The organism is Chitinophaga sp. Ak27 (assembly GCF_012726295.1).
In the GTDB taxonomy this organism is placed as follows: Bacteria; Bacteroidota; Bacteroidia; order Chitinophagales; family Chitinophagaceae; genus Chitinophaga.
The window spans coordinates 26213-45729 of the sequence record NZ_JABAOB010000007.1 but is presented as its reverse complement, the minus strand read 5'-3'; the positions used below and the strand labels follow the sequence as shown (position 1 = coordinate 45729).

At 46.2% G+C, this 19517-nt stretch carries 12 protein-coding genes and 1 tRNA gene; 7 read left to right on the top strand and 6 right to left on the bottom strand.

The window, feature by feature from the left end; genetic code table 11:
• Nucleotides 1-48 precede the first annotated feature (48 nt).
• Nucleotides 49-909, bottom strand: coding sequence for a TraB/GumN family protein (locus tag HGH90_RS22205; protein WP_169191904.1), 861 nt, complete (start codon nucleotides 907-909; stop codon nucleotides 49-51).
• 144 nt (nucleotides 910-1053) lie between these two features.
• Nucleotides 1054-2169: a suppressor of fused domain protein gene (locus HGH90_RS22200; protein WP_169191903.1), complete on the bottom strand. Its 1116-nt coding sequence runs from the start codon at nucleotides 2167-2169 to the stop codon at nucleotides 1054-1056.
• Nucleotides 2170-2269: 100 nt separating this feature from the next.
• Here HGH90_RS22200 and HGH90_RS22195 point away from each other — a divergent pair, with 100 nt between their 5' ends.
• The 5 genes from HGH90_RS22195 to HGH90_RS22175 all read left to right on the top strand — a co-directional run bounded on the left by HGH90_RS22195 (nucleotide 2270) and on the right by HGH90_RS22175 (nucleotide 9276).
• Nucleotides 2270-3037 (top strand): NIPSNAP family protein, encoded by a 768-nt coding sequence (locus HGH90_RS22195; protein WP_168766010.1) that lies wholly within the window; start codon nucleotides 2270-2272, stop codon nucleotides 3035-3037.
• Between the two features lie 322 nt (nucleotides 3038-3359).
• Nucleotides 3360-3431: transfer RNA gene (locus HGH90_RS22190), tRNA-Met, on the top strand.
• Nucleotides 3432-3591: 160 nt separating this feature from the next.
• Nucleotides 3592-4008 carry an inner membrane protein YiaA gene (yiaA, locus tag HGH90_RS22185; RefSeq protein WP_145674097.1) on the top strand — a complete coding sequence of 139 codons (417 nt, stop codon included), beginning with the start codon at nucleotides 3592-3594 and terminating at the stop codon, nucleotides 4006-4008.
• A 646-nt stretch (nucleotides 4009-4654) separates the two neighbouring features.
• Complete coding sequence (locus HGH90_RS22180) at nucleotides 4655-7624, top strand: SusC/RagA family TonB-linked outer membrane protein (protein WP_168766012.1); 2970 nt, start codon at nucleotides 4655-4657, stop codon at nucleotides 7622-7624.
• Nucleotides 7625-7644: 20 nt separating this feature from the next.
• Entirely contained in the window at nucleotides 7645-9276 is a 1632-nt protein-coding gene (locus tag HGH90_RS22175; RefSeq protein WP_169191902.1) for a RagB/SusD family nutrient uptake outer membrane protein, read from the top strand.
• A gap of 124 nt (nucleotides 9277-9400) precedes the next feature.
• Here HGH90_RS22175 and HGH90_RS22170 read toward each other — a convergent pair whose 3' ends face one another.
• The 3 genes from HGH90_RS22170 to HGH90_RS22160 all read right to left on the bottom strand — a co-directional run bounded on the left by HGH90_RS22170 (nucleotide 9401) and on the right by HGH90_RS22160 (nucleotide 15879).
• Complete coding sequence (locus HGH90_RS22170; RefSeq protein WP_211093059.1) at nucleotides 9401-11200, bottom strand: RagB/SusD family nutrient uptake outer membrane protein; 1800 nt, start codon at nucleotides 11198-11200, stop codon at nucleotides 9401-9403.
• A gap of 20 nt (nucleotides 11201-11220) precedes the next feature.
• Nucleotides 11221-14586, bottom strand: a complete 3366-nt coding sequence (locus HGH90_RS22165; RefSeq protein ID WP_211172667.1) for a SusC/RagA family TonB-linked outer membrane protein — start codon at nucleotides 14584-14586, stop codon at nucleotides 11221-11223.
• Between the two features lie 243 nt (nucleotides 14587-14829).
• Nucleotides 14830-15879, bottom strand: a complete 1050-nt coding sequence (locus tag HGH90_RS22160; RefSeq protein WP_168766018.1) for a FecR family protein — start codon at nucleotides 15877-15879, stop codon at nucleotides 14830-14832.
• Nucleotides 15880-16147: 268 nt separating this feature from the next.
• Between HGH90_RS22160 and HGH90_RS22155 the strand changes: the two genes are divergently transcribed.
• Complete coding sequence (locus HGH90_RS22155; RefSeq protein ID WP_168766020.1) at nucleotides 16148-16723, top strand: RNA polymerase sigma factor; 576 nt, start codon at nucleotides 16148-16150, stop codon at nucleotides 16721-16723.
• A gap of 96 nt (nucleotides 16724-16819) precedes the next feature.
• Here the strand turns inward: HGH90_RS22155 and HGH90_RS22150 are convergent, their stop codons facing one another.
• The gene (locus tag HGH90_RS22150; RefSeq protein WP_317166169.1) at nucleotides 16820-18949 is read right to left on the bottom strand and encodes a thiamine pyrophosphate-dependent enzyme; all 2130 of its coding nucleotides are present in this window, start codon (nucleotides 18947-18949) and stop codon (nucleotides 16820-16822) included.
• A gap of 79 nt (nucleotides 18950-19028) precedes the next feature.
• Here HGH90_RS22150 and HGH90_RS22145 point away from each other — a divergent pair, with 79 nt between their 5' ends.
• On the top strand, nucleotides 19029-19466 hold the full coding sequence (locus HGH90_RS22145) for a MarR family winged helix-turn-helix transcriptional regulator (protein ID WP_168743042.1): 438 nt from the start codon (nucleotides 19029-19031) through the stop codon (nucleotides 19464-19466).
• The last annotated feature ends 51 nt before the right edge of the window (nucleotides 19467-19517 follow it).

The following is a 19517-nucleotide window of genomic DNA, read 5'->3' as shown; positions in this document are numbered from 1 at the left end:
CCGGTATTATTCCGGCAGTACAAGGTTAATAAAAAAGTAGCAGGAGTTTTAGTTCATAACAGGCGTCACGGTATATCCTTGCTTTCTCAGTAAGGTAATGATGCCTATAGGTCCTCCCAGGTGGCCTGCTCCTACAGCAAAAAAGCTGGAACCTTTCTGCATCATTTCCGGCATCTCCGTTACCCAATGAAGGTTTCTTTCTTCGAGCATTATCTGGATGGTATGTTTATCTGTTAACTCCTCCACCATCCGGTTATACAGGGCGCCTACATCTTCTGCTTTATAATTTTCTACCATTTCATTCATCATTATCCGGGCGCTATCAAATCCTTTTACCTGGGTAATAATCTGCTCGTCTGAAAATGCCTTATTCATCAGGTCGAGCTGCTCTTGTACCGTTTCCAGTGCCCCTACCGGCAGCTTTTTAACGGTAGCCATCTGATTGAAAGTCATCTCGTATGATTTGGGTTGTGCACACGAAAATAATTTTTGTGCCATCAGGGCCATTACCATGGTGAGTTTGAAATTATCGAAAGGTTTCAGGGTCATACCCATTTTCTGCTGCATCAGAGAATCCAGCATGGTATATTCTGTTGGAGAAAGTTTCTTGCTTAGTGGTGTATCCGCTGTCATAGCCGCTTTCACCAGTGCAGGTGTTGAAGGGTTAAATAAATCGGCCTCCAGTACCAGTTGCGATGCCTGCTCAAAAGCGTTCTTCGTTTTGGTGGCTATTTTAAAATCGGCGTCACATATCATATGGATTGTGCCGTATAAGTAAGATGGTTGGGTTAATCCTTTCCCGGTTACTTTCCAGAGGAGTGATTTTTCCAGCAGGGGTTGTTGCTGTCCATTGGCGTTGCCTGTGAAAAGGCCAACAAATACAATGGCTAACAGGCCTATAGTTTTCATGATGTATTGCATATTGGGTTTTATTTGAAGGATTAGTAGCCGAAACCATGATTTCGTTACATCAAGGGGGGCGTTTTTTTTATTTTTTTTTGGAGAGATAGGTATGCAGCATTATTTTATCGCTGCATACCTGTGTATCAATATTTATTCAAACGGTAACTCTGCCCGTTTGGCAGCGACGTGATTCAAATTGTGCTCAATCATTTTTTCCAACAGGTAGTAGCCCGCATTAGGCCGCACATGGGCATATTCGCGTTCCAGTTTGGTAATGGGCGATAGCCAGTATAAATTCACCTTGTCTCCATATACTTCCGGCAGTTGGATTTCCGGGCCATTGTATAGGGCGGAAGAAAGCACTATGCTTTCGAAGGGAGCTATCAGCTCATCAGATTTAACCGTATGTCCTTCACCCAGCCAGGTCATCTGTTTCCATGGACGGTCGGCCAGCCCTGACATAAAGCTACCCATATTCATGATCTCCTTGTCGCTGAAATCGTCTTTACGGAAGGCCATGGCCAGTTCCATCCTCCGAAAACCGGGCGCTCTTTCATTATATAACAACTCCACCCATGGCATGGGTCGTATGCTTACGCCTAGCGTGAGCAAATACACGATGGCCTCTTTTTCAAATTTGCCGATAGCCATTGGCGGCCATTGATCACCATCTATCGCGTAATATTGCTGCAGGGGGCCCAAAGCCGCCTCGTAGGCTTTAATATATTTGTCCTGTAAAATGCTCCATGCCTGGGAGGTTTCATTCGACCATTCATTCCAGAAGGCAATAGCCTGGTCTACCCGGTCATACATGGCATTGGCGCCTCTCTTCCCCAGAGGCATCAGACGGTCTGTGTCGCCGGCGCCGATACAATCAGCCGCATAGGCTACCGAATGCTCTTCGTTATATAAACTCCAGCCCGGGATAACACCCAGCATTTCGCCATCATACATAACGGCAGCGCCATCGCCTTCCTCCATCCATACAATCGCCAGCCGCTCTTTTTCCAATGGTTCCTTTCCCTGCGGATGATTGCAGAAAGCCACCTCCAGCATAGGCGCCATGCCTTCTTTCATAGCGGCCACATCTTTTTTTGCTGGGGCCGGCTTTAAATTACGCAACCAGCAGGGGCGCGGAGAATATTTAGACGTCAGCAATTCAGACGGATAAAGATAAAAATAAGCTACCCGGTCGTCCTGTTCTACTACGGCATATAAAGTACCTCTATTGTTAGCTTGTTCTATTAACATTACCGGTTCAGACATAAATTACATTTTTAGATCCTTCAAATTTAGTGCATTCAACCCAGTACTATAAATCCTGATTTATTTGCAGTATTTTGTCAATTATACAATTCATTTTATTATGAGAAATTCCACCTTTTTATTGGCATTCCTGTTGTTTTGCAGCACTGCACTTTTTGCAAAAGAGCGGCAATTCTACCAGATCAAGATCTATCATCTTACCACTACTTCCCAGGAGGCATTGGTAGACAATTACCTGGAAAAGGCTTTCCTGCCGGCATTGCACCGGGCAGGTATCAAACAGGCGGGCGTTTTCAAACCCGTTACGCCCGATACCGCAGATATCCGGATCTATGTATTCATTCCATTTCAATCGATGGAACAATTCGTAAACCTCGATAAAACCCTGCAGGCAGATAAATTGCTGTCAGCTAACAGCCAGGCCTATACGGATGCACCCTGGAATAATATTCCCTTTGCCCGTATAGAATCTATTCTATTGCAGGCATTTCCTGGGATGCCCATTATGGAAGCACCTGTTCTGTCTGCGCCCAAAAGCGAACGGGTATACGAACTACGCAGTTATGAAAGCCCATCTGAAAAATACCATATTAACAAGGTAAAAATGTTTAATACGGGCGACGAAATTGGCATTTTCAAAAGCCTGGGTTTCCATGCCGTATTTTATGCATCGGTTATTTCCGGCCCCCGGATGCCCAACCTTATGTATATGACCACCTTTAATAGCAAAGAAGACCGGGACGCACACTGGAAGGCATTTAGCGCCGATCCCAGGTGGAAAAGCCTGTCTGCCCTGGAAGAATATAGTCACAACGTATCCAAATCAGATATCCTCTTTTTGAGACCTGTCAATTATTCCGATATATAATTTTTTTTCCGGGTAGATAACGGTATGCCGTTATCTACCCGGATGCCTTGCAGGTACCCGGATTTTTTTACTGATAGCGGTTTGTAGCTGTCAAAAGCGGCGATCCACTTTTAGCAACCACCAGAAAATATTTTTTTCTGCTGCAATTCATCAAAAATCCCATCTCACAGCAACTACCTTGAAACACTGTACAGCAATACATTACACAGGATTGTTGTTTAGACAATATGATCACAATTCCCGTGAAATGCTCGTCAGTACTCAAAAAAATTAATCGTTAAATTTTGTAGTTTAAATTATTTACCTACATTTGCAACCACATTGCGAGGTAGAGCAGAGGTAGCTCGTCGGGCTCATAACCCGAAGGTCAGTGGTTCGAATCCGCTCCTCGCTACAAATTATGGAAGTCCTGGACACACTGTTCAGGACTTTTTTTTTCCCATATAGCGGATCATCAAATAAATTAGTATTATTACAACAGGCCACCAATATGCTAAAAGCGCACTTTTGTTAGCCATCAAACCTAATCCCAACAATAAAAAGTAAATCAATCTATGAAGCAAAAACCATCAATGGCATTTATTGCTGCCTCCTGGGTGGCTGTACTAGCAGGTATTCTGGGCTTTGTTATTGGTCTTTGGAATGCCACCATGCAACTGAATGAAAAAGGATATTACTTCACCGTATTGATGTACGGATTGTTTTCCGCCGTATCTGTGCAGAAATGTGTGAGAGATAAAATCGAGGGCATTCCTGTTACTGATATTTATTATGGACTGAGCTGGGTATCTATGCTCCTCACCATTTTGCTGTTGACCGTGGGTCTATGGAATGCTACGCTGGCTCCCAGTGAAAAAGGGTTTTATGCGTTCGCATTTCTACTCAGTGTTTTCGGTGCTATTACCGTACAAAAAAATACCCGGGATACACAGGCGGCTAAAGCAGCCGACGTGTCCAGGGAAACTATTTAGCTCCTTTCCTCCCACCGGAAGGCATAAACGAATAAATTATCCTGTAAAACAAGGCCTTCGGCAGCTTGCTGCTGAGGGCTTCTTTTTTCATTCCTTCCTCTCACTGCGACATTCAGAAAAAAATGTTAAAAATGATTTCATTTAATGCAAATAAGTATTACTTTTATTCCTGAGTTAGAGAAATTGTGTCCGTTAATTAACTTGTTATTCAAACCAGAGATTCCCATGAATCTTTTTTTTGACCATATTTGCTAAATCGATTTTTTAATGACAGTAAAATGATCGTTAACAAATAGTGATAGGAGATACCGCGTATGAACGAAAAAACTAAAAGGTGTATAAAGCATATTCCGGTGCTGTATTAAAAAAATAAACTTGTTATTCTCGTTGTTAGCTAAATCGATATAGTATTATAAGGAAGGTACTATAAGCGACCAGTGATTTTTACTTATGCTACATCATTAGAGGAACCATGTAAACCTGAATGGAAACCAGGTTACTGCCTCCTATGGAGGTATTTGCACTATTCTAAAACAATTAAAAAAACGTAACTCAAATTCTAAGAAACAGCCTGTACCCTTATTGCTAAATCGTTTTTTCAATAATTCAGACAGGCATCTTTATTAACCAATATCAATAAATGTATATGCACAAACGATCCACGTTTTGGGCTCGGACGAGTATTGCCGCTACTGTCCTGATGCTCCTTTCGCTGTTCGCCTCTTCCCAGAGCAGAACTGTAACCGGAAAGGTAATGGACGGTAGCGACCAATCCGTCATTCCGGGAGTTTCCGTCCAGGTAAAAAATACCAGTACCGGTACGGTTACCAAAGCAGATGGTACCTTTTCTCTGCAGGCGCCGGAAAACAGCGTCCTGATTTTTTCCTTCGTGGGATATCAGCCACAAGAAGTTCCTGCCAGCAAAGGCGCACCTATGCTTATTAAACTTACTGCTGCCGTTAAATCATTACAAGACATCGTAGTGGTAGGTTATGGTACACAAAAAAGAAATGAGGTAACTACCTCCGTAGCCACCGTAAAGCCTGAAAGCTTTAACCAGGGCGGCTCCCGCTCACCGATGGACCTTATCCAGGGTAAAGTGGCCGGCTTATCTGTTACCAGAACACAGGGTAACAACCCTAACAGTGGCGCCTCCATCCAAATCAGAGGTATCAGCTCCATCTCCGGCAACATGAGCCCCCTGATCGTTATTGACGGTATTCCCGGCGGCAACCTCGACCTGCTGCAGCAAGATGACATCGCCAGCTTCGACGTACTGAAAGATGGTGCCGCAGCAGCTATATATGGTACCCGCGGTAACAACGGCGTAATCCTCATCACCACCAAAAAAGGGAAAGCCGGCGATCCGCAGTATACCTACTCTACTTACCTGCAACGTGAAGGCGTAGCCAAAAGACCTCACATGCTCAGCGCTGCCGACTACGTAAAAGTAGCCGGAGCCAGCAACAACCAGGGCGCCGATGTTGATATGTACGACCTGCTGCTGGATAAAAACAACCTTAGCCATTATCACAACTTCGCCGCTTCAGGCGGTACCGCCAACAGCAATTACAGAGCCTCCCTCTACTACAGCGATGCCAATGGTATTGCCATAGAAAACGGCCGTAAACAATATGGTGGCAGGGTAAACGTAAATCAAACAGGATTACAGGGTAAACTGACCCTCGCCATGAACCTGGCTACCAACTTCAACAAAGCCAATCTCAATGGTGGTAACAGCGGCGATAAAGCAGGCGGCAACGGCGCGGACTTCGAACAGGCCGTACAACGCAATCCTACCGCTCCTATTTATGATGCCAATGGGAAATTTATCGAAACCAACGGGTACAATAACTATAACCCGCTGGCCCGCTTACAGCAGGAACTGTATGACCGCGATCAGAAAACTTACTCCGGCGATGCCCGCCTGACCCTGGAGCCAATCCGCGATCTGAAACTATCTGCCTTCGGCGCCATTCTCCGCGACGAGTGGAACGACCGCAACTACCGCAGTAAGTTGTCACGCTCCTCTATCCAGGATTACTCCGGTGGTGGTTATGCTTATAAAGGTAATCATACCGACCTGAGTAAAACATTTGAAGCAACCGCAGATTATACCAAAACCGTTAACAGTGATCATACGTTCAACCTGATGGGCGGTTATAGCTATCAATACCAAACACTGGAAACCTACGATATGGATAACAACGGGTTCCTTACCGATGCCTTCCAGGACTGGAATATCAACGCCGGTAACGCTATCAACGATCCAAAACTGCCACGTCCTTCCCAGAACAGCTTTAAGGAAGACAATACCCTTATCGCGTTCTTCGGCCGTTTGAACTATAACTACAAACAGAAATACATGCTGCAGGCCATCCTGCGCCATGAAGGTTCTTCCCGGTTTGGAGCCAACTACAAATGGGGTAACTTCCCTGCGGTATCAGCAGGATGGGTGATCTCCAAAGAAGCATTTATGCAAAACCTTACCGTAATCAACAACCTGAAACTGCGTGCTGGTTACGGTATTACCGGTAACCAGGGCATTCCCAACTACAAATCACTGATCACACTGGGCACCGGTGGTGCTTACCTCCAATATGGTAAGTGGATACAGACCTATGGCCCGGATAAAAACCCGAATCCAAACCTGAGATGGGAAAAGAAAAAAGAATTCAACGTGGGTCTGGACTTCTCCCTGTTGCAAAACAGGTTGGGTGGCGCTATCGACGTATACAGCCGCAAAACAGTGGACCTGTTGTTCGGTTATGCAGCAGCATTGCCTCCTAACATCGTCGACAACATCTTTACCAACGTAGGTACCATTTCCAATAATGGTGTGGAAGTAGTGATTAATGCCGTACCGGTAAAAACCAGGGATTTCGTATGGAACAGTGATGTGACTTTCAACTCCCAGCGGAATAAAATGGTATCGTTCTCCAACAATATCTACAAAGCTACCGAACAGTATTTTGGGGACCTTCCTTCCCCGGGTAACCTGGGCCCTGCTATCCGCGTAGTGGAAGGCGGACCGCTGGGTACCTTCTATGGTTACCGCTATGCAGGTCTTACAGATGATGGTAACTGGCTGTTCTATAAAAAAGATGGCACTAAAGGCACTCCTTCAGAAGTAAACCAGGATGATAAAGTAGTATTAGGCAATGGTATCCCTAAATACATGGCTTCCTGGAACAACACTTTTCACTATAAAAACTTTGACCTGAGCGTGTTTTTCCGTGGCAAGTTTGGCTTCAAAATCCTCAATCTCCAGGATATGTATTTCGGTAACAAGAAATGGGCGCCCAACAATATGCTGAGCAGCGCTATCGGCAAAAACAGCAAGATCAATGCAGATCCGCAATTTTCCGATTATTACCTGGAAAAAGGTGATTTCGTGAAGCTGGATAACATTACCCTCGGCTATAACTTCAAGCTGAAAACCAAGTATATCCGCAACCTGCGCGTATATGCGAGCGGCCGTAACATTGCCACCTTTACCAAATACAGTGGCCTGGATCCGGAACTGGAAGATACCGCCCTGGATTCCGGTATAGATGGAAGAGGATTTTATCCACGTACCCGTTCCTATACCATCGGATTGAACATTGGATTCTAAAAGCAGTAAAACCGACACGCATGAAAAAAACTAAAGTATATATCAGTGCAGCTTTACTGGCGCTCGGCATGAGTGCCTGTACCAAGCTCGATGAAAAGCCATACAGCGTTATCACCGCGGATAACTTTTATCATAACCGGGAAGAAGTGCTGGCCGCCGTATTACGCCCCTTTACGCACGCTAACGCCTGGGCTGCTCCTACCGGGCAAACCGGCTACTGGCGTCTCCAGGAATTATCAGCCGATCAGCTGGCATGGCCGCAAAAAGGCCGCCACGGCTATGATGGCGGTAACTGGATCCGCCTGCACAACCATACCTGGATCGCCAACGACGACAACGCCTGGAATCCATGGCGACTTATGTTCTGGGGAATGGGCTTCTGTAACAACTCCATCGCCGACTTTACTAAACTGGATTTTACCAAAATTGGTATGACCGAAGCCGATAAAGTCAGCATTATTGCAGAAACGAAAGTGCTCCGAGCCTGGCACTATCTCAAACTGATGGACCTCTACGGCAATATTCCCATCGTAACCGAAGTAGGTATTCCGGAAACACCTCCAACCAAACCCCGGAAGGAAGTATTTGCCTTTATTGAAAAAGAAATCAAGGACAACGTAGAACAGCTGAAACCTTTATCCGCCGACATGGTGGGCCGCGTTACCAAAGCAGGCGCCTATGCCATGCTGGTAGAGCTTTACCTCAATGCCAAAGAATGGTCCGGCACCGAACGCTGGGATGACTGTATCACCTATTGCAATAAAATTATTGCAGGTGACGGTGGCTCCCTCAGCGGTTCCATTCCTGCCCTGGAACCAGATATCTTCCGTGCATTTGCCAATACCAATGCTACATCTCCGGAAGACCTGTTCCAGATTGCCTACGACTTCAGAAACGGTAACTTCCGCTTCGGATGGAACGGCGATTTCTGGCACTACCGCCAACGCCAGGTATACAACGTAGACCGCGATGGTAACAATGGTATCGTAGTAATACCCACCGCCTACGATGCCTTCAAAGACAATGACCTCCGTAAACAAAACTGGATGCTCATTGGTCCGCAGAAAAAAGATCCGGCACTGCGCACCAGTGTAGGCGACAGCCTGGTACTGGGTACAGAAGAGTACAACAACAAGCCACTGGTATTTGTGAAAGAGATCCGCAGAAATTCAGAAGGAGAAACCGGACCTGGTGGCATGACCCGTGGAGAAGAGAATAGCGGCGCGCGTTTCGCGAAATACCTGCCTGGTAAACTAGACGATCCTAACTACTGGGGCAATGACTTCGTATTATACCGCCTCACTGAAATTTATTACAACAAGGCAGAAGCGCTTATGCGGAAAGCCGGCGGTGTAGCTACCCAGGAAGCAGTAGACCTGATCAACACCTGTAAAAAACGCGCCTTTAAGCCGGCCGATTGGCCTAAAGAAGCCTATACGACCAATTCCCTCACCATGGATGAATTACTGGCAGAAAGAGGCCGCGAATTCATTTTCGAAGGAAAGCGCCGTACAGACCTGATCCGCTTTAACAAATTCACCACCGCTACCTGGTGGGATCATCAGCCATCCGCTGATAAATACAAACTGTTTCCAATTCCATTCAGACAAATGAGCATCAATCCTAACCTCGTACAAAACGACGGTTATTAATTCAACTATTTGGGCCTGATGGGGTAGACGACACAGGCCCGGATGCGGAACCAGACAAAGAAATGCCATCTCCGTGAAGAGATGGCATTTTCTTTTCATTCCAACAAATCATTAGTCTACAACATTACCAGCCAAAAATCTGCTTGAGATTCGCATTCAATACTAACTGTGACAATGGTATTGGGCGATAGTAATATTTTGGTTCTATGAATACCCGTTTGCTGTCGCGATCACGCGTAAACATAATGTGGCCGGAAGTGCCACTTTCCAGGTAGAAGTTATTGTCTTTTCCATTGTTATCCTTCAGATAAAACCTGGCGACGCTGGCCCGTACATCTGCCGGTAAACCTGCCAATGCGGAAGTATCTGTAGGAGATGCCAGGATAGCGATATCCGCTTTTCCGTCGCCAGTCATGTCGATACCACCCAGCGCAGCTACATACATGCCTTGTTGGGAATCCTGGAAGCGCATACCGGCCTTCCATCTGTTAACATCGTTAAAACGCAATCCTTCGCAGGCTGTTTCTACCCTTCTTTCTCTTCTGATTTCCAGCAATACGCCTTTATTGGCGCCGGTCACATTCGAATAAGCCGCTGCCTGTACAGGATCGGGTGCTGCATTAGCCAGTCCCATGTTCAGGTGAGGCATTTGAACGCGGTCCCTGAGCTGATTAACGGTATTATCAATATCTGTTTGTGTTAACGTACCCAGCTCAGCTTTCGCCTCTGCATAGTTCAGCAGAACTTCGGCATAGCGGAACAGCGGAAGCGCAGTGTAATCTGCACCCCAACCCTGGCGCTGCGCCGGATCACGTGGATAAAACTTCAGCTGATCAAATCCTCCCAGGTTGGGCTTAGGAATATAATAGCTTTTATCATTGGTAGTAGAGAATCCCGGGTAGGCTACGGTTTCGGCTAAACGTGGATCGCGGTTAGAAAAAACGCTGACGAAATCCTGTTTAGCATAGCCCGGAGTAGAAGTAAACGGTGTACCATCTGTCATCAGATAAGCATATACCAGGCTTTGACTCAGCGACCAGGTCCACCCCAGTACGGCATGCGTATTATTACCACGGCCTAAACTTTGCTGGAAATCTACCCACTGTATCATTTCAGGATTGCCGGACAAAGAACCACTGGCAAACAACGCGCGGTAATCTGCGGCCCCTTTGCCGGTATTGTAAATCTTAAATTTACCGGAAGCCATCAGCTGCTCACAGGCCCAGGCTGCCTTTTGTAAATATGTACCGGCAGTTGCCTGCAGGTTCAGCTCATCGTGATACTTGCGGAAAGTTCCTTCAAATACCCCGAAACGGGCCATCAATGCGAGTGCCGTCCATTTAGTAACACGGGTATTATTTCCCTGATCTGGTTTAATGTTATCCACCGCAAACTGCAAATCAGCCATAATGGAATCTACCACCAGGGTACGTGGATCGCGTGGCTTGTACAACGACGAGTCGAGATTAGATAAGGCATGTGAATACCAGGGTACATCAGAATAGCGGGCCACCTTAGCCATATAAAACCTGGCACGGAAAAAACGCGCAATACCAATATAATGGTTAATAGTAACCTGGTCGCCGGTTGTTTTGGACACATTATCCAGCATAAAGTTAAAGCTGCGTAAGTCACTCCAGTCGTCCCATCCACCTACGGTAGTAGGATTGATGCCATTTTCCACCAGCAGATCCATTTCACCGCCACCACTGTAGCTGGAAATATTATCCGAGTTAATGTCATCCGTCTGGTAATAGTCCTTCACATAGAAGCCATTGGTATAAGTTTCCAGGTCTTTGGTGGTATTAAAAAAAGCTTCAGGTACAATGTTGGTTTGGGGCAATCGCTCCAGGTAATCTTTGTTACAAGCAGCAGCGGCGCTTCCCAGTATAATAAATGATAAATATAGCCTCAGATTTTTCATGATGCACATTTTAGAATACATTAAAAATTCATATTCAAACCAAACGAATAAGTTTTCTGGAATGGGTAAATAGTACCATCCAGCCCTTCCGGATCGAGGTTTACTTTCAGGTGAGAGATAGTGAAGATATTTTCCGCGCTGAAATAAAACCGAAGGCGGCTGATCTTCATTCTATCTGTAACATTCTTGGGCAGCGTATATCCCAATGTTACGTTTTTGAGGCGCAGGTAAGCGGCATTTTGCAGGTACTTAGTTTGCGGCGCACTCAACTCATCTCCATCTTCGGCGATATAAGCCTTTACACGTGGGAAATAGGCATTAGGATTTTCCGGCGTCCAGTGATCCATATTCTGCACATTCACGTTGGTCCATGGTTGTGCATAGATACCCCAGAAATAGTGATTTCCTCCACCAGGATACCAATCTCTCTTACCAATGCCCTGCGCAAATATGCGGATATCAAATCCTTTGTAAGACGCGCTCATATCCACGCTGTAGGGGAAACGGGGGCTACTGTTACCAATAATTTTTCTATCCCCCGGATCGCTTAATGTGTTTTTACCATAGCTGATTTCGCCATCACCATTCAGGTCTTTGAATTTCAGATCGCCTACATAGAATTTATAGTTCTGATCATCCTCTCCTACCTTGGTTTGGTCGGCATGGCTTTTCAGCTCTGCATCATTCTGGAAATACCCTTCCGTTGTAAGGCCCCAGATTTCGCCCATCTCTTTCCCTTTGTAATGATCGCTGAGTGTGCCGCTGGGATTATCGTACTTGGTGATAAACGTACGGCTGTCTGCCAGCGCAACTTTCACACTATAGGAGAATGGATTTTTATTGATGTTAAACTGGTCGCGCCAAACGATGCTAAGTTCCTGGCCACGGGTTTTCAGGTTAGCCGCGTTGGTCACGGGTTCTGAAGCGCCATATACGGCAGGCAATGTTTTACTCTTCTGGAACATACCTTCCGTAAAGCGGGTATAGCGATCATAACTCACCGTCAAGCGCTCTTTCAGCAGGGAAACATCCACACCACCGTTAATCGATCTTACGGTTTCCCAGGTGTAGTCTGGTGTTACCGGAGAAGGTTGAAATACCGCCACTGGTTGCTTACCATCCAGGATAGTATTGATGGTATTGGCATTCATCGTGGCCAGGTATCCATAGTTCAGATAGTTCTGATCACCCAGTGAACCATAGGATCCACGTAACTTGAAGGCATCGAATTTCAGTGCTTCTGTTACCGGTTTAAAGAATTTTTCTTTAGACAATACCCAGGCGGCAGATGCCGATGGGAAGAAACCCCAGCGATGTTCAGACGGGAAGCGGGAAGATCCGTCTCTACGACCGTTTAATTCCAGCAGGTATTTATCATCGAAAGCGTAGTTAACCCGGTAAAAAATCCCTCTTACTGCCCAGTCTGAAATATTCTGGCCCTGCTTTACAGCGCCGGTAGCCAATGCAGTGGTAGGATAAGCAGGGCTGATCAAACCATTGACGCTGGCAGAAAACGTGTTGAAATTATAATACTCCTGGTTGAAACCTACCACCGCTCCCAGGTCATGTTTACCAAATCTCTTGTTGAAATCGGAATAGATGTTAAATACATTGTACTTAGTCTGACTGGCATTGTTGCTGGCACTCGACTGGTTGCCATCGGTGTATTGGAACGGCTGATTAGGGCCGGTACGATATGCTACAGGGATTACATAGGAACTACCGGTACCGTTACTGCGACGGAAAGTGACATCTGCTTTCAGGCTCCATACATTTTTTACCAATCCTATTTCTGTATTCAGCGTGGTCAGGAATTCGCCCATGTTGCTGTTCGTACGACCGCCGCTCTGTAATTTCCCTAACAAATAAGCGCCATCTGAAGTCCAGGTACCATCCGGGTTTTTAGGAACGGATAAGGACGGAGTACGGTTAGCATTATGGAAAAACAGCCAGCTTGCGTTGGTAGGCTGGTCATAGTTCATATTGGTATATACCGTGTTGGTACCCAGTTTAAAACGATCGTTGAAGGTATAGGTTGCCTTGGCGCGGAGATTATAACGGGTATAGATATCGGGGTTGCTGCGCAACATACCATCTTGCTTATAATATTCGCCTGATAAATAATAATTCAGTTTGTCATCGCCGCGGGCAATGCTGAAGTTGGCTGTCAATGCTGGTGCAGACTTATTATACACCTCATGTAGCCAGTCGGTGGTACCATAATATGCATAAGCATTAGGATTGGTAGGATCTACAATAACAGCGGGTAAGGAAGGATCTTTAGAGCGCTTGGCGGCATAAGCCCTCACTGCATCGGGGTACAGGTCATACAATGGTGTGGCGGCATCATGTTTCATCTGCATAACTACCAGGGGATCGGTAATAATTTTAGGAACAGCGCCTAAAGTACGCACAGCATAGTTAGCATTTGCAGATACCGACAAACGGCCATCCTTAGCGGTTTTTGTGGTGATCAACACTACGCCGAAAGCTGCGCGGGCGCCATAAATGGCCGCTGATGCCGCATCTTTCAATACTGATACACTTTCAATGTCAGCAGGATTCAAACGTGATACTTCATCTGCGGTAAAGGGAATATTATCTACCAGGATAAAAGGATCGCCACCGTTTAGCGAAGTATAACCACGCAGGTTAAATCCGGGAGCATCGGAAGACCGGCCACTGGCTACCGTAATGTTCAGGTTGGGAATCAACCCTTGTAAACCTGTTCCTACGTTGGTAATAGGTCTGCTCTCCAGGGCTTTACCAGATATATTATCTACCGCTCCACTCAGGTTTACTCTTTTTTGTTTGCCATAACCTACTACCACTACTTCATTCAGGCCGCTGGCGTTGGCCTTCATTACTACCATTACTCCCTGTGCTCCTTTTACCGGTAATTGCCTGGTTTCATATCCCACATAAGAAAATTCGAGTATGGCATTCTCCGGAGCTTCTAGCTCATAGCGGCCCTGGGCATCTGTTTTGGCACCTTGCGTGGTCCCTTTTATCAATACGGTTACCCCAATTAACGGAACACCTTCCTCATCTTTCACCTGTCCTTTTACTTTCACCGACTGCATGGTTTCTCCCGCTTTCATAATCACGACCAGGTTATCGGCCATGATCCGGTAATTCAGCGAGGTACCCGCCAATGCCCTGTCTAACACATCTTTCACGGGTGCATCATCCATTTTAATGGCAATCTTTGTTTCGGGAATAGCGCTGTTTTTGTACACAATGGTATAATCGCTCTTCTTCCCGATTATGTTCAGGAGCTTACCAATGCTGATACTTTTGTAATCAACACTGATTTTCTCCTGTGAAAACCCATGTGCGCTCAGCTGCAAGAAACCAGCACAAAGCAATACGGAAGTTAGTTTCATACGCAGTAGAAGTTTCCTCATATCCCGCTGGGGGATATTAGAAGGCCACCAATAACTTTTTTTCATAAATTTGTTTCGTTAGGTTAAATAATTAGGCCATTACCAGATTGTGTGGATCGGTTTACGTTGTTTAGCCAGCACTTTGAAAAGGGGAATGTTCGAGCATTTCCCTTTTTTATTTGCTGTCAGCAATAAAAAAGTAATTTGATTTATATGTTCATGAATGATTATTCAGCCAAGTGACTACCATATGTAAATAACATTCTCCTTACTGTTCACTTCGTAGTGCATATCTGCCGACATTAACTGCAAAGCCTGCAATACCTGCTCAATACGCTGTTTGCGGAAAGCGCCTGTAAATACTTCCTGCTTATATTTATCGTTTTTAAAGCGGATCGTTATGTTATACCAGCGTTCCAGGTCGTGTGATAACTGTTCCAGCGTAATATTATCAAATTCAAAGCGGTCGTTCATCCAGGCAGTTTCCTGCTGTTTACTGCTATCGCCCTGGTTATTCACTTTCAGTGGGGTAATGGCGAAAGTATGAATGGTATCATTACGACTGCTTTGTGCAGCAGCATTCATGGGTTGCTTATCTATAACCAGCTTTTGTTCCGGCTCCAGCACTACTACCTTGTTTACTTTACCGGCAGCACCTTCGCGGAAACTCACTTCCACTTTACCACTGAGCAGGGTAGTCTCTATAGTAGCATCTTCCGCATAGGCTTTCACATTAAAAACAGTACCTAATACCTTTATACTGGCATGAGCGGTTTGGATAATAAAAGGATGCTGTGGATCATGCTTCACATCAAAATAAGCTTCTCCAGTGAGCACTACTTCCCGGTTACCATTCAGAAATTTATTCACATCATATTTCAGGCGGCTGCAGGCATTGAGCACCACGTTAGTACCGTCTGGTAATACTACAGCGGTTTTAGAACCGTTCTTCGTCACTATCTCATTTCCATAACTGCCATTGCGCGGCATTTTCCATATACCATATACCGCCACCAGCACCGCTATGCACGCGGCTATACCGGCGCTTATCTTCCAGGGGAATAACCGCTTTACCGGGCTTTCTTCGGCTACAGCTATCAATCGCTCCATATTTGCCAGTCCATCTTTCAGCAACTGCTGTTCTTCAGCGGCCGAAAATGCCCCGGTTTCTTTCACCTCCCGGATATCTGCTACAATTGTATAAGTATATTGAAGCTCAGGATATTGCAACAGCAGTTCATCCAGTTCTGCCAACTCTTCCAGGGAAGCCTCCCCGGCTACCTTCCTGGTCATCAATAAATTTATCCGCTGCTGCTCGATCATTTACTTGCTTGTAAGTGTTATAGCAGAAGGACGAAAAGAAATTCAAAAACCCCCAAAATGGAAATAATATTTTTTTTTGCGCAGTGGTGGCGGATTAACCTGGTGAGGAGTAACTGCAATATCAGCTTGCAACAAAATAATATCAGGGCTACAAAAACCTTTTGCAGATAAATTAATTTGTTAACTTTAGCGTAATCTACGTTATATAATTTGCAACCATTATCAGCGGGAAACAGGAATGGATCAGTGTACAATTAATGAGCTTTTTAGTAACATCACAGTGAATAATGATCAGGCAGCCTTCCGGGCTTTCTACAATCATTTCTTTGTGACCTTACTCCGCTTTTCATTTACACTGACGCATTCCAAAGAAATTGCTGAAGAAATTACCAACGATGTTTTTATGCATTGCTGGCAAAAAAGAGCGTCCCTCGCACACGTCAAAAATCCACAGGTATATCTTTTTGTGATCGCAAAAAATAAAGCGATTGATCATCACCGGAAACAAGTGGCTTCCCGTCAGGTATTTTTTCCGGAGGAAGATAAAATAGATATTGCATTCGGCAGCGATCCCGAACAGCTGATGATTTCCGCGGAGATGGTGCGCAAAATGGAATTCGCTATACAGCAACTTCCTCCGAAATGCAAGATGGTATTTACGCTGATTAAACAAAACGGCATGAAATATAAAGAGGTGGCTGCAGTTATGAATCTCTCTGTAAAAACAGTAGAAAATCAACTCGCCATTGCCATGAAACGTTTAACCGCTGCCGTTAGCTTTACCTTTGGTACTGCTTCTAAAGCAGTGAAATAACCGGCGCCTGCGGCTATTGCGGTAATCCTTCTTTTTCAAAAATAATACACCCTATTTTCAACTCAGACCATCCTGAGTATCCAAGTACTGATAACTTTAATAGGCCAATAGCTGGCGAATCATCTGGCTTACCTTTTCCGGACCTGGCAGCATCGCTGCTTCCAGCCCCGTATTGAGCGGCACTGCTGGCAAATCCAGGGCGCCCATGGTAAATACCGGAGCATCCAGGAATTGAAAACAGGCATGTTGAATACGGCCGGCCAGCGCCTGTGCAAAAGAATTATTGAGTTGTTCTTCTGTCAGAATCAGGCATTTGCCATGTTGCCGCACCATCCCATATACCAGCGCTTCATCCAGTGGGAACAGTGTGCGCAGATCGATAATAGTTACTTGTCCGGGCCAGTCTTTGGCGGCAGCCTTGGCCCAATACACGCCCATTCCGTAGGTAATGATGCAGAGCGTATTACCGTTTGCCACGTCATTCGGATGCGCGTGTTGTACCACCGCTCCTTTGCCCAATGGCAGTACATAATCGGCGGCCGGCTCCACGGTCATTGCTTCCAGGGTACCTGGCACCTTGCTCCAGTAGAGCCCTTTATGCTCCAGCATCACTACTGGATTGGGATCCAGGAAGGCTGCTTTCATCAGGCCCTTCATATCAGCAGCGTTAGACGGGTACACTACTTTGATGCCTTTTATGCTCAACAGTGTTGATTCCACGCTGCCGGAATGATAAGGTCCGCCTCCGCCGTAGGCGCCAATAGGCACACGGATAAGGGTTTGTACCGGGTATTTTCCGTTGGTGAGGTAACAGGATTTAGAGATTTCCGTTACCAGCTGGTTAAATCCGGGATAGATATAATCCGCGAACTGCACTTCCACTATGGGTTTTACGCCTACGGCAGATAGCCCTGCGGTGGCGCCTATAATATACGCTTCCTGTATAGCGGTGTTATATACGCGGTGTATACCAAATTTATCACCGAGGGTAGCCGCTTCGCGGAATACGCCGCCGAGGCGGCGGCCTACGTCCTGGCCAAAAAATATGGCTTCGGGGTGTGCCGACATAATTTCTTCTACAGCATGCAGGGCAGCATCTACCATCACTACCTTCTGCTTTCCGGCGGGACTACGCTCCCCTTTTTCTTCGGTAACGGCGGCAGGCGCAAATATGTGTTCGGTAACGGTACCCGGTAGGGGTTCGGAAGCTGCTACCGCTTTATCAAAAGCGGCTTGTATATCAGCTGCCGCGGTGGCCGCCACCTGGTCGAGTACAGCGGCGGCAACTCCGCGTTTTTCCAGTAATGCACGGAGTTTCGGTAACGGGTCGTTGGCAGCATGTTTCGCCAGGTCCTCTGGCGTCCGGTACCACTCTTTTCTTACCCCGGAGGTATGATGTCCGAGCAGCGGTACGGTAGCGTGTACGAGGATCGGTTTACGTTCGTGGCGTACGTAACCGATGGCAGCTTCCATGGCGGCATAGCTGGCAGTAAAATCGCTGCCATCTACCTGCATACGCTCTAACCCTTTAAAGCCGGCAGCATACTCGTAGGCGTCCATGGTACGGACTTCTGCAGAAGTAGCGGAAATTCCCCAATCGTTGTCCTGTACCAGGTAGATAACCGGCAGTTGTTTTAAAACGGCAAACTGGAAGGCTTCCGCCACCTCTCCTTCGGTCACGCTGCCGTCGCCCAGGGAGCAAATGACCACCGGTAATTCACCCGCAGGACCGGTACGCAACAGGTTGGAATGGATCTGTTCCAGGTATTGAATGCCCTGTGCTATGCCGGTAGTAGGAATCACCTGCATGCCGGTGGCACTGCTTTGATGAGGAATTTGCGGTCGGTCTGTTCTGCGGCTGTTAGGGTGGCTGTAATAAGATCGCCCCCCGGAGAAAGGGTCGTCAGCTTTGGCAAGCAACTGCAGCATTAACTCGTAGGGCGAGAAGCCTATGGCGAGCAACATACTTTCATCGCGGTAATAGGGACTTACAAAATCCCACGGCTGCAGTTGCAGGCCTGTGGCTATTTGTATGGCCTCATGCCCCCGGGAGGTAGAGTGTACATACCGGCAGATATTCCTGTTGTTTTCATAAATGGCGGCCATGGAACCGGCCTCACACATCAATCTCCACGCTGTCAGTAAATCAGCCATTTCGCCCTGGTGACCACCCGGATCGGATGTGGGCGTTTTTAAAGTTGAAACGCTTGTGCTATCTTTAAACACAATAAGACTGTTTTGGTGATGACGGTAATCTAAAAACAATAGTTGCCATAGCAACAGTTGCTAATGCAAATTAACTAATATGACTGATACTTTCGTCAGTAATCCATCTTTTTTTAAGTTGGATGCTACGCTCAAAAAATTGCGCAACTATTGGCAAAAAAAGTTCGACGCCGAGCAGAAGGACATTACAGTGGACCAATGGTTGTTAATAGAGAATCTTTACAAGCACAAAAAAACCACCCATAACGAGCTGGCCCGTAATACCTCGAAGGACATTACAACTATTTCCCGTATTATAGAATTATTGGTAAAGAAGGGATTGGTAAAGCGGGAGGCGGATGCCCAGGATCGCCGCAAAGTATACCTGCAGCTTACCCCGGCGGGTGTGGATAAATACAAAGACGTAAAATCGCTCGTGTATGACATGCGCAAAATTGGCTGGAAAACGCTCACAGAGGCCGATTATGCAGAGTTAACGAGAATACTGGATACCATTTATGCGAATATTCCGTCCTAGAAAGCGGAAAGCCGAAAGCAAAAAGCTATTGTGGAGAATGATTAAAGCGAA